Here is a 12044-nt window from a genome sequence, read left to right on the forward strand (position 1 = left end):
CTTATCAACCTTCTTTGAGCGATGATTGGATATCCATTTTACTTGCAGTTTTGCTGGAAATCCAGGCTGCGCAAAGACTTAATGATACTCCGGCAACCATAGCTAGTATAATATTACTAATAGGTAATTGGAAAGAAATAAATCCTTCCATCAGCTGAGATTTACTTGTTACATATATTAAAATAACACCTGTTGCGATACCGCCGATTACTCCCGATATTCCGATAAGCATACCTTCAGCGAGAATCATGTTTCGAACCTGTTGTTTGGTAAAACCGAGTGCTCGCATCGTCCCAATTTCAAATCTTCGTTCATATGTGTTCATCAAAAGCGTATTAGCTGTACCAATACTCGCTAATCCAATCATCATACATAATAAAATTAAGATTAGTTCATTCATACCCGTAATCGCTGAAGCAGTAGATTTAATTTCTTCCTCTACTGTTTGCACCTTTGAGAGGTGATCCCCATAATCAGTCCACAACTGGTTACGTAATGAAGCGTTCATACCATCTTTCACGTGGAGCAATATATCAAAACTATTCGTCCACCCGAATTTGTCATTAAGATAGGTCTCATCCATAAATGCGACATAACCAGAATAATGGGATGTCTTAACGACACCAATAACTTCATAGTACTGCTCACCATTTGGGGTATTCATTAGAATACTCTGCCCAATATTCCCATCCCATTCTTCAAAAGCACGCTCTCCAAGTACTACAGAAGGAGTCACTTTTAACTTTTCGCTCCAACCTTCCTTTTTCTGATCAGCAAATAAGGAAGGACCGCTTTCGCTGACTGAAAGAACGGAGAATTGTCTACGTACCCCATTAATGGTCTCCCATGTAATCGGTGTCGCTTCCGTTAAGGGTTCAACATGTGTGACAGCATCATAGGAGCGCAGTTTTGTTACATCTTCAGCAGACCAAGGTACTTCAGATGTAATTCTCATATCTCCCCCATACGTACCTTTAATTTCTTTCTCAAATCCTGTTGGCGCCGACTCTATCACTGCAGCAAGCAATAATATAATCGAGATGCCAACAGTTAGAATTGTAGCTGTATTGGCATTACGATTTATTTGTTGGGAGAGATTTTGGCTAGCCAGAATGCCGGGATAGTTAAAAACCAAATTTAATATAGGTTTTATTATTTTATTTAAACCGATCAAAAGTAAAGGAAACAAAAGAATGATACCTGCCAAGACAGCCACATATGTAAAAGCATGATCTATCCATACAAAGCTTAGAAGCCCTACTCCCACAATTCCCCTAAGGAGATACGGTCTTGATGATGCAGCCGAATTATTTTCCTTTTTTAATGTTAGTAAAATGGATGTCTTGCCTGCATTATAAATAGGAATTAGAGAAAAGATAAGCGGAAATAGCAATCCAATCATAATAGCTAGTATCGTAGGTAGTTTCCAGTTTAAAGTGTAGACCATATCAAATTCGAATACACTAAGAAGCGCTCGCATAAATAGATCGCCCAACCATATACCAAGTGGAACACCAATAGCTGTACCAATTAAAGCTAAAAGTAGCATTTCAACAAGTACAAGTTTAGAAACAGAGCCTTGTGTATAACCAAAGCTTTTCATGATTGCAAATTCCTTTTTCCTTTCTATTACACTTGTATATATCATATTAAAGACAATAAACCCACTAATAAATATCGACAATCCCGCAATTAAATAAAAGAAGGTGTAAAGACCGCCTATATCGTTACTCTGTAGATCATCCGCAACAACAGGCTCTATATATACACTAGAACCATGGGAACTTTGTTGAAAGGAGTGAAAAAGTTCCTCACCATCCCCCTTGGTCTGAAAGCGCATATAAGAAAGCTCCTCATCTTTTCCGGTCCATTCCCTTAGCATATCGAGTGGGGCCATAATCCGAAAGCTGGTTGATTGAGCCTTTTCCCAATTACTAGGACTTGCAAGCAATTGGGTATACTCAACAATAGCTGAAATCTTCGCTTCCCCTAAATTCGTGAACCGTACTGTATCTCCTACTCTTTTTCCTAAAAGGTCTGCAACAACTTCTGGTATTATTACTCCTTCATTATCTAAGCTACCTGCAATAACTGGGAGTTTTAATAATGGACTATTTTGGTCACTTACTCCGGTAATTCGTACAGATCGTTCACTTAGAGAGTGATTATCTTCAAGTTCAAAGAAAGCTTGCTTATCAAGAGCAAGCAATGTATTTGTAACAGCGGGATCACGTTGAATGGATGAAATCATTTCTTCAGAATATGTATGTTCATCACTTAAGACCCAATAATCAGCATTAGCGACATACATTTGCTCATAATAATTAAACACATTATTTGTTGTTTTGTCGGCTATTAGCATAGATGTTACAAAAGACACCCCTAATATAATCGCAAGCAGTGTAAAGAAAAACCTCTTTTTGTTCTGAGTTATATTACGCCATGAAATTCGCCAAATATTTAGCATAGTCACCATCCTTCCTAGATATCACTTGATCTACAACCCCATCTTTAAAAAGGATGATGCGATCTGCAAAACCAGCCGCAAAAATATCATGTGTGACCATCACAATGGTTTGCTTGTTTTCACGATGAAATTTTAAGAATAAGCCGAGAATCTCTTCTGCCCTAGCTCGATCTAAATTACCAGTTGGTTCATCAGCTAATAAGACAGTCGGATTATTAACAAGTCCCCTTGCAATTGCAACACGTTGCTGCTGACCACCACTTAACAGATTGGCACGTTTACGATTAAGTCCCGCTAATCCTACAGATTGAATTAATTCATGGATCATCTTAATTCGTTCATTTGTTACCTTTCCGTCTGCATGAAGAGGAAATGCAATATTTTCCTCAACAGTTAATGTAGGTAGTAATTGATAATTCTGAAAAACAAACCCTAGATTTTTCCTCCGAAATATCGTTCTCTCTTTTTCTTTCATTCTATTTAAAAATTTATCATTAATTTGTATGTCTCCCTTAGTAGGTACATCAAGCCCACCTAATAATTGAAGTAAGGTACTTTTTCCTGAACCACTAGGTCCCATTATCGCCACAAATTCCCCTTCTTCAATATTTAAATCAATTCCTTTCAACACTTCTGTCTTCTCTTGTCCTTGTAAAAATTCCTTTGTAAGCCCGCTCACTTTTATCATAATATTCCCTCCCCTTCTTGACCCATTACATTATATACTAAGTATATAACTTAATAAAGGATAAATATTTCATTTACCAAAATTATAAATAAAAAAACTTCCAATCTATATATACATAGTATATATAGATTGGAAGTACTAAGTTGTAAACAAAAAATTGTATTGAGCTATTTACTTGCTAAAAAATCAAGTGGGATGCGGTATAACCGATCATCTTTTTCTTGTGGATTACCGCGGCCATCTGAATTATTGCTAATGAAGTAAAGATGATCATCTTCAATTAGTACATCTCGAATTCTGCCGAGACCCGTTATAATTTCACGAGATTTACCTGTTTCAAGGTCAAATTCTAAGATAGCTGCCCCTCTTAACGCAGCAACGTACAATTTACCATGATCATTATCCATTCCAGATGGTGCCCAAGTTGCTTCTGTTCCAGAAGTGAATAAAGGGCTGATCATCCCGTCTTGTTCTTCATTCCCTTCGATAATGGGCCAGCCATAATTTTTCCCAGCCTCCATTTTATTTATTTCATCATTTGCACTGTTTCCGTGCTCACTTGCATATAGATTTCCATCAGGTAACCAGGTTATTCCTTGTGGATTTCGGTGGCCATAACTGTAAACATATGAATTCGAAAACGGATTATCATTCGGGACCGATCCATCAAGATTCATTCTTAAGATTTTCCCGCCTAAAGAATTGAGATCTTGCGCTATATCTGCTTCAGACGCATCACCAGTTGTTGCATACAGTTTCCCATCAAGTCCAATTTTGAGTCTTCCGCCATGATGATAGGATCCACTTGGAATTTTATCAAGTAGCACATCCTCCTCACTCCATACCTTATTATTCAAATGGAGTGTTATAATCCGGTTAAACTGTCCCGAACTATCTGCATACGTATAATAGGCATATGCTAGACTCGATTCATGGAAGTCGGGGGCAAGCACAAAGCCTAATAATCCTGCTTCTGCTGCTGTTGCAAGATCCTTCTCGAGTTCCACACGATGTCTTTCCATTTCTCCATTTGCTATTTTTACAATGGATCCAGATCTTTCTGTCAGATAGTAAGTATGATTGTTTTTTTCAATTGACCAAGGAGCATCAAGATTTTCCACTATCACTTCTAATTCATCTTTTTCTTGCTGACTTGATGGGGAGTTTTGCTCATTAATATTTTGTACAGCATCCCGTTGATCATTTGAAGAACACCCTACTAATAAAAACATTGCCATATATATGCTTATAATTTTTTTCAACATTAACCACCTCTCCTACTAAAAAAGTGTCCAAAAGCTGGGCTTTTTAGACACCTAAAAATTTGGTTCACCTAAAGGAGCTGGCAAAAGTTCTTTTCTATTGTTGTCTTACTTCTCGTTTTACCGAATAGCAAATCGATAATGTCACATTGTGCTAATATCAATGACAAATCGGTACTTCACATCTGAAGCCAATACTCGTTCATATGCTTCGTCAATTTGATCGGCCGAAATGATTTCAATTTTAGGTACGATATGATGTTCTGCACAGAAATCTAACATTTCCTGTGTCTCACGGATCCCTCCGATATTTGAACCTGCAAATGAACGGTTACCATTAATAAGAGAGAAAACATTTACTGCCAATGGTTCCGCAGGCGCACCAACATTTACTAGAGCACCATCAAGTCCTAATAATGAGAGGTAAGCATTAATATCGATTTTTGCACTTACCGTGTTAATGATCAAGTCAAACGTATTAGCAAGTGTAGTAAATGTCTCCTGATCACTTGTCGCATAGTAATGGTCTGCCCCTAATTTCAGACCATCGTCCTTTTTCTTCAATGTTTGTGACAGAACAGTAACCTCAGCACCCATAGCATGTGCTATTTGGACAGCCATATGTCCAAGACCACCCATGCCAACAACAGCTACCTTTTTGCCTGAACTAGCTCCCCAATGGTTTAGTGGTGAATAGGTGGTAATGCCTGCACAAAGTAATGGAGCTGCCTCGTCAAGCTCAATGCTATCAGGAATGCTTAATACGAATTTTTCCGTAACGACTATGTGAGTAGAGTAGCCACCTTGAGTAAGCTCACCATATTTGTCAACACCAGCATAAGTTTGTGTATTTCCTTTTAGACAGAATTGCTCCTCATCTTTGAGACAGCTCTTACATTCGCCGCAGGAATCAACCATACATCCGACTCCTACACGATCACCAACCTTATACTTTGTCACTTTAGCTCCGACATCTGTAACAATTCCCGCAATTTCATGTCCAGGTACAAGTGGATAGTTTACAGGACCCCAATCCCCATGTGCAGTATGAATATCCGAATGGCAAATGCCCGCATATTTAATTTCAATCAGAACATCTTGTGAATCAAGGGTACGTCTTTGAATTTCAGCTGTTCGAAATGGTTTGTCTGGGCCGTCTACTGCACGTGCTTTAGCTTTGATCATAAATAAAACCTCCAATATAAATACTTTTCAAGAGAATTTTAGGTTAAAGTATCAACTAGGCTGAATTTACCCCATTAGCTATTACCAAGCCAATCTTATCCTCTCGTAAATCAATGTTAATCCTTAGAGTCAACTCGAGGTCAAGCGTTTTTCTCCAACCATTAAAGTATCTAGATGGAATGGGTGCTTTTTTCTTCTAGAGAACTTTGATCATAATAAATACCGTGAAAACTTCTGTAAATATTCCTTATTTTTTAGAAAATGGCTCATCAAGGTTCGATAAGCCATTTCCATACATATCGTATTATCTTGATAATGCGATTTTTATATGGGCTAGGTGATGTTCTTCGTGCCAAGCTAACTTTGCAACCTTTGTTGCCACTGTTATTTTTCCATCTATCTGGTGAATAAAAGCTCGATCTAATTGTTTTTCGGTTAAACTATGGCCTAAAGATACAATACGCTCATTTAGCCCCTCTAACATTTTAATAGAACTTTCTACAGGAAGCTCTGTATCCGGTTGAACCGCCCATTTATCTTGATCAAAGTTTGGCACCGTTGGATTCTCATCCGTTAAAGCAAGTTTCAAACGTTGATACATATTCAACTGAGAATCTGCAATATGATGAACAAGCTGATGAACTGTCCAGCTACCTTCACGATAAGTTCTGCTTAATTCTTCATCATTTAATGAATCAACAGTTTCTCTTAATCGAAGTGTGTAAGTTTCAATTTCATTTAGCCATTCTTGAATATTTTCTAAACTTACTTTTTCAGGAACTTGTAGTTTTCCAATTGGGTACTTTACATCCATTTTTAATCCCCTTCCTAAAGATATTGGTCGATCCTATTATAGATGATTCATCGTATTAGTAGTTTTTTGACGCTCACAATAAAGAAGTTAAACATCCATTCATTCATTGTTTGCCTTTCTTGAACCTCTCGCCACTTACCGCCCTTTCGGGCTGGTTGAAGTGGGAGATTCCTAAGAACACCGGCGTAACCGCCAGTTACTTTATTAGGCGATCCCCACAGTTCCTGCGGTTCGTCGTATTGCTTCTTGACAAAGATTCCTACTAGCGTTGAGATCCCGATCATGATGTACGTAACATTTTTTGCAAACCCAGTTACGTACGGCGAGATTCTTCACCTCTTTGTTTTGGTGCCCACAATTGGAACATAGCTGACTAGACGGGAAATTCCTTGCAACAATCACCAATTATTTTCCATACCACTTGGCTTTGTATTCAAGCAGGGAACGAAATTGTGACTAGCTCACTTCACTAATGGCCTTTGCTAATCTTTCATTCTTCAACATATTTGTCACCTGCAAATCTTCTATACCGATGATATCATGGTTTAGGCCAACAGGATGTTGGTCATACAAGCGTTGCCACACGATGTGGCGCTCTTAGCTTGTGTTCCTTTATGTAGGTAGTCATGACGTGCATTGACCATTTTTTCATAGATTCGTGATACCTTTTTTCGTTGCTTTTGGTAGTTTTTAGCCTCAGTTAGTTTGCATTTTCTTTTAACAGCTAGTTCCTTTCGGCGGGAAAGTTTCTTCTGTTCTTTCGCTAATTTCTTTTCCAAGGTCCTGAAAAATTTAGGATTGGGAAATCTTAGTCCGTTGGAAAGAACGGCAAAATCGTGTAGACCGACATCCACCCCAACAGCGGAGTCTGTTTTGCGGAAAGGCTGCACTTCCGTTTCCGCCAGAATGGAAACATAATATTTCCCACTTGGAGTTTTCCTAATTGTAGCGCTTACAATTTGGCCGTGTATTGTACGACTTCTAGCAAACTTGACGAGTCCTAATTTAGGTAATTTTAACTCATTTCCTATAACAGTAATATTATCGTTGGTCTGTTTCGTGATGTATGATTGAATTTGATTCATTTTCGTTTTGAATCGTGGGGCTTTATTTTGCTTTTGGAAGAAACGTGAGTAAGCATCTGCGAGGTTTTTCAAAGATGATTGAAGAGCGATACTATCGACTTCTTTTAGCCAGGTAAGCCCTCTTTTTAATTGGGTTAATTGAGTTGAACAAGAACCGTATGTTAATCCTTTTCCTGTTTCCCTGTAGGCTGTATTCCATTGATCCAAGAAATAATTGAAGACAAAACGGCTGCATCCGATCGTTTTCGCAATCATAATTTTCTGTCCTTTATTTGGATAAAGACGGAATTTATACGCTTTATGAACAAGCATGACATTCACCTCACTCAATTAGGAATATACGCTCGTTCTTTTAGCTACCGCCAACCGCCATTCATCCCCCACCTACTCATTGAGCTGTGCTCTTCACATTCCTAGAGGTGGGGGTTTTCTGTCGGGAGATGATAAAGATAAAAAATATAATCCGTCGGTACGCTAGGATAACCTTGTTGCCGAAGCATTGCGGTAAGATTCCCACGGTGGTAGGTACCGTGATTGACAACATGCTGGATAATTTCTGATAGTTGGGTTTCAAGTCGTCCGTATGCCGGATGTTCCGGAGCTATAGGCTTGTTCATATCTTCTTGACTATTGAAAAAAGCTTTATACTGCTCAGCAAGTTCTGTATACAAGGCTCCCATTTCTTCGGGTCCCTTCCCCTTTATTTTTTCTTGCGCCTGTATAATGGAAGCTTGAATCTCGTCCATATTCTTCTCTCGGATTACACCAAGGTATATGGTATCGGTCGTATACATGTGAACAATTGTCTCTGCCATTGAGGGAAAAACACTTTGGATTTCCTGAGTATAAACACTATAAGGCAACTCTTTTAACCTTTCGAAAAATCGATTGTTAGCCCAAATGTGGTAGTCATACAACTGTATGGCATGGTGGTTCATATAGAACGCCTCCTATTTTTCATCTTTTTGTGGCTTTATCCTTTCACATACACTCGTTCAGGGGTTCACACAAATACTACGTAATTACTGATTTACTCGTTTTGATAAGGATTTTTTTGAAAATTTTTCTTCTTTATAGTCATGTTCGATTGTTTTAATAATTTTATATGATTCTTCTGCTATCATGTTGTTAAAATTTCTATTCCCATTATAAGTAATTAAAGCCTTCCATAATGCCCATCCTCTTGCACGATTCCATGTCCCATCGTCTATATTCAATATGTTCTTAAAGACTTTTCTACTTGTTTCATCAAAAAACGTCCAAGCCATAGCTAGATCACAGGAAGGATCGCCAATACCTAAAATGCCAAAATCGATAATAGCATAAAGCTTCCTAGCTTTTACTAGAATATTACCTGGTGCAATATCACCATGAACCCAAACTGGCTTTTCTGCCCACTTTGAATTTAATCCAAGCTCCCAAATTTCATTGATTAATGAAACGTTCAGGATGTCTTTATTCTGTTCAATTGCCTGTCTAGTCTCTTGATCATATACGGCAATATCGCCACCCCTATAAAAATTATGTTTCCCCGCTAAAGGACCACCATTTGTATCAATCGATTGCAATTCAATTAAAAATAATCCTAAGTCTTTTGCAAATTGGCTGAGATCATTGATATTCTTTAAATTCAATGTCTCTCCCTCTAACCACTTGTTGACGGACCATGGAAACGGATATTCCTTACTAGGATTCCCTCTTGCTAAAGGGATTGGTATTGGTAAAGAAAGTTCCTTTGATAATCTTAATAACCACTTTTGTTCCTTCTCCACCTGCGGAGCATATGCTTCAGCACTTGGTAACCTTACACTCATATTTTCGCCCAAGTGAAATGTCCTATTGTCATTTCCACCATTTTTAACTGGTCTAATGTCTAATTTTGACCATTCAGGAAATTGCTCATTTATCAATCTCTTAACTAAACTTGCATCAATATTAATCAACCGTTACACCCCTGCCAGCTTACTTTAATGGATCCGACTTTTTTGATTGACTGTTTATCTCTTATAAATAGATTCGATTTTATCATTGCTCTCTCCTCCATCTAAACGGAGATTTTTGAATTTTTCCTAAAACTGTTACACTTGCGGCATAATCACTTGAAGTTGGTTATTTCCTTTAATTCTTTTTTTAGAGAGGCTATTTATTTTTAATTCGCTGTTGAAATGATAGAGTCGCCATAAATACAGTTACTCCCCACAAGAACAATCCTCCATACGTTATTCCATATACCCAAATGGCTAACCCTTCGTTGTATCCTTTGGGTAGCACTCCAAAAAATTGTAGTATGGTTAGGAAACTAATTAGAACAGTCAATATTCCAATTGACCATCCTGATATGATTAATAACCATTTTGGTAGCTTTTCTCCCCAAGAAGTTACAAAAGCCAAAGCAAATAAAGACGCCAGTATCGCCATAACAGCTGTTATATCTATTCCGATGGTATGTAATGTATATAAAAAAGCTGGTCCTTCCTTTAAAGCATTACCAAATCCCGCGACATCTTGTACGGCTTGTTTTGTTGTAATTCCTATCGTTAATCCCCATGCCCAAAGCGATTTTAAAAGCGCATACGGCAACAATGCAAGTGCTGCAGTATAGCCCCACTTTTTATTCAAAAAGGTTTTATTAGCTATTTCTGAACTCATATCTTGCTTTTGTTTTAAGCCCAAAAGACATTCTCCCTTCTCAGTTAAGAAGTGCAATAGTCATTTTTAAATACATTAAAGAACTTAAATAAATTCTGCTCTGTTATTCTTATTCAAAATTAGTGCCATTTTATTCTTTATATCTTTTAAGTAAATCAATTTCATAATAAAGATTTTAGCATTCAAATCCGAACAACGTTGATTTACGCTTCAGGTGGACGCTTTCCGGGAGGCGTGCAGTGAGCTTCCTCGTCGCTATGCTCCTGTGGGATCTCACCTGTCACGCTAATCCCCCTGGAGTCGCCACCTTCCGCTCCAATCAACTAAGTTAAAGAAATACATTTACTAACAATTTAATCTTTTTTTAACAATAACGTTCGTGTATTGATCGTTAATATGCAATTATGAAATTGACTCAAGTAATTTGCATAATTGGCATGCACTAGTTAGACTTTATATTTTTGAATAAGCTATAATTTCAAGCTTATCCATATAAATTCCTTCTCGATTCATCCATAAAGCATTTATCTACGGTATCAGAAAATCTGCTCTTTTTGAATAGATTTTAGGGTAACGTTACGATTATGGACCAATCCTTATTAGATAAGGGATTGGGATAAGAGTGAACAAAAAGAAAAGAGACGAAAACCTAGTGGATTCGTCCCGAAATTTTTATTGATATTTGATTATTTATGCAAAACTAGGTGGATTAAAAATATAACTTTTATAGTGTAAAAGGAAAACTTCAAAACATAATTTGTCTTTAAAGACAAATTAACTAACTTGAATTACAAAAGGGAATATTTGAACATTCTCTCCAAACTTGAACTCACTCCATACCTTATATATTCCCGGCTTAGTAAATTGAGTATGAAATATCGTTTTGTCATCTGCTACTGGATGAACATGGATAAATTGTTTTAGATCTTTATCAACGATAATCACATGACCTAATGCACCTAGATAAGGTTCAAGTTTACCTCCAGTAATATTATAAGTGAAGGTAGTCGGTTTATGAATCACTAGAGAGTCAATTTGGAGCTCAACAGTTATATTATCAACTGTCTTTTGAAAATGTGTATCTGGCTGGATAGCGACTTGTTTATCGTGGTGTGCATGTCCAACATGCAAATCTATTGGGCTAATTTGATAATCCAAATTCTTGGGATTAACATCCACAAATACTTTATATAAGTCCTCTTTTAGACTTATTTCTTGTTGAAAAATACCATTTCCTTTATCTACTGGATGTAAATGATAGTATTGCTGTAAGTCAGAGCTTACTATAATTAAGTGAAAGATTTTTTCATGATTAAGTTCAAATTCAGGGGTATTACCACTCTGATCCTTTAAGTCAATTGTAAGTAGATTTCCCTCATAGCTAATAAGAATATTTACTTCATTCTTCATGTTGTGGTGATCGATATGGTGGTTATGATGGGATGATTTATAGTCTTTATGTTCCATTTTACATTCTCCTTTATTTTAGTGATTTAAATTATTGTTTCCTCTTTTTAGCTCGATACCCACTACCCTGGCTGTTTTACAGTATCCAGCGAAATAAATAACAGCACTTTTAGCAATTTTTTTATAAATTTGTTGCATAAAGATCGTGCTAAAAATCAACACGATCTTTTTCTAATTAATGGCAGCATGAGCAACTAGAACTTTCTTCTGTTGGTTTCTCCAGCACCTCATACCCATTATCTTTAATAGCAGTCTTAATTTCTCTCAATTCAATTATATTTTCAATAAATATTACATCGACTTTTCCTTCAGAAAGTCGAACTTTGACTGATTCAACTCCATTTAGTTTCCCTATATTTTCCTCGATTTTATTAACGCAAGATCTACAAGACATTCCTTGGACATTCAGTGTAACTTGTTGCATATA

General features: G+C 37.1%; 11 protein-coding genes and 1 pseudogene. All 12 read right to left on the bottom strand.

The window, feature by feature from the left end; translation table 11 throughout:
- Positions 1–4: 4 nt before the first annotated feature.
- Positions 5–2467: an ABC transporter permease gene (locus J2Z23_RS16075; protein ID WP_057986405.1), complete on the bottom strand. Its 2463-nt coding sequence runs from the start codon at positions 2465–2467 to the stop codon at positions 5–7.
- Positions 2436–3155 carry an ABC transporter ATP-binding protein gene (locus J2Z23_RS16080; protein WP_057986403.1) on the bottom strand — a complete coding sequence of 240 codons (720 nt, stop codon included), beginning with the start codon at positions 3153–3155 and terminating at the stop codon, positions 2436–2438. The genes J2Z23_RS16075 and J2Z23_RS16080 overlap by 32 nt, the downstream gene beginning before the upstream one ends.
- A 167-nt stretch (positions 3156–3322) precedes the next feature.
- Complete coding sequence (locus J2Z23_RS16085; RefSeq protein ID WP_057986401.1) at positions 3323–4420, bottom strand: PQQ-dependent sugar dehydrogenase; 1098 nt, start codon at positions 4418–4420, stop codon at positions 3323–3325.
- A 141-nt stretch (positions 4421–4561) separates the two neighbouring features.
- Positions 4562–5602, bottom strand: coding sequence for an NAD(P)-dependent alcohol dehydrogenase (locus J2Z23_RS16090; RefSeq protein WP_057986399.1), 1041 nt, complete (start codon positions 5600–5602; stop codon positions 4562–4564).
- A gap of 304 nt (positions 5603–5906) precedes the next feature.
- Positions 5907–6416, bottom strand: a complete 510-nt coding sequence (locus J2Z23_RS16095; protein WP_057994768.1) for a YfiT family bacillithiol transferase — start codon at positions 6414–6416, stop codon at positions 5907–5909.
- A gap of 47 nt (positions 6417–6463) precedes the next feature.
- Entirely contained in the window at positions 6464–6700 is a 237-nt protein-coding gene (locus J2Z23_RS16100; RefSeq protein ID WP_209974604.1) for a hypothetical protein, read from the bottom strand.
- Positions 6621–7813, bottom strand: a pseudogene (gene tnpB, locus J2Z23_RS16105) (IS200/IS605 family element RNA-guided endonuclease TnpB). The gene J2Z23_RS16100 and the pseudogene tnpB overlap by 80 nt, the downstream one beginning before the upstream one ends.
- A gap of 101 nt (positions 7814–7914) precedes the next feature.
- Complete coding sequence (locus J2Z23_RS16110; RefSeq protein WP_209974542.1) at positions 7915–8439, bottom strand: DinB family protein; 525 nt, start codon at positions 8437–8439, stop codon at positions 7915–7917.
- Positions 8440–8523: 84 nt separating this feature from the next.
- Positions 8524–9444, bottom strand: coding sequence for an aminoglycoside phosphotransferase family protein (locus J2Z23_RS16115; RefSeq protein ID WP_064468187.1), 921 nt, complete (start codon positions 9442–9444; stop codon positions 8524–8526).
- Positions 9445–9640: 196 nt separating this feature from the next.
- Entirely contained in the window at positions 9641–10150 is a 510-nt protein-coding gene (locus J2Z23_RS16120) for a hypothetical protein (protein WP_420795715.1), read from the bottom strand.
- A gap of 774 nt (positions 10151–10924) precedes the next feature.
- Entirely contained in the window at positions 10925–11617 is a 693-nt protein-coding gene (locus J2Z23_RS16125; protein ID WP_064468185.1) for a hypothetical protein, read from the bottom strand.
- A 175-nt stretch (positions 11618–11792) separates the two neighbouring features.
- Entirely contained in the window at positions 11793–12041 is a 249-nt protein-coding gene (locus J2Z23_RS16130) for a copper ion binding protein (protein ID WP_057994771.1), read from the bottom strand.
- Positions 12042–12044 lie beyond the last annotated feature (3 nt).

It is taken from the genome of Lederbergia galactosidilytica (genome assembly GCF_017873565.1).
In the GTDB taxonomy this organism is placed as follows: Bacteria; Bacillota; Bacilli; order Bacillales; family Bacillaceae_C; genus Lederbergia; species Lederbergia galactosidilytica.

Excerpts from the sequence above, each read along its gene's own strand:
- J2Z23_RS16090 (WP_057986399.1), bottom strand. The coding sequence starts at position 5,602 with ATGATCAAAGCTAAAGCACGTGCAGTAGACGGCCCAGACAAACCATTT.
- J2Z23_RS16080 (WP_057986403.1), bottom strand. The coding sequence starts at position 3,155 with ATGATAAAAGTGAGCGGGCTTACAAAGGAATTTTTACAAGGACAAGAG.
- J2Z23_RS16130 (WP_057994771.1), bottom strand. The coding sequence starts at position 12,041 with ATGCAACAAGTTACACTGAATGTCCAAGGAATGTCTTGTAGATCTTGC.
- J2Z23_RS16085 (WP_057986401.1), bottom strand. The coding sequence starts at position 4,420 with ATGTTGAAAAAAATTATAAGCATATATATGGCAATGTTTTTATTAGTA.
- J2Z23_RS16120 (WP_420795715.1), bottom strand. The coding sequence starts at position 10,150 with ATGAGTTCAGAAATAGCTAATAAAACCTTTTTGAATAAAAAGTGGGGC.
- J2Z23_RS16075 (WP_057986405.1), bottom strand. The coding sequence starts at position 2,467 with ATGCTAAATATTTGGCGAATTTCATGGCGTAATATAACTCAGAACAAA.
- J2Z23_RS16100 (WP_209974604.1), bottom strand. The coding sequence starts at position 6,700 with ATGATCGGGATCTCAACGCTAGTAGGAATCTTTGTCAAGAAGCAATAC.
- J2Z23_RS16095 (WP_057994768.1), bottom strand. The coding sequence starts at position 6,416 with ATGGATGTAAAGTACCCAATTGGAAAACTACAAGTTCCTGAAAAAGTA.
- J2Z23_RS16125 (WP_064468185.1), bottom strand. The coding sequence starts at position 11,617 with ATGGAACATAAAGACTATAAATCATCCCATCATAACCACCATATCGAT.
- J2Z23_RS16110 (WP_209974542.1), bottom strand. The coding sequence starts at position 8,439 with ATGAACCACCATGCCATACAGTTGTATGACTACCACATTTGGGCTAAC.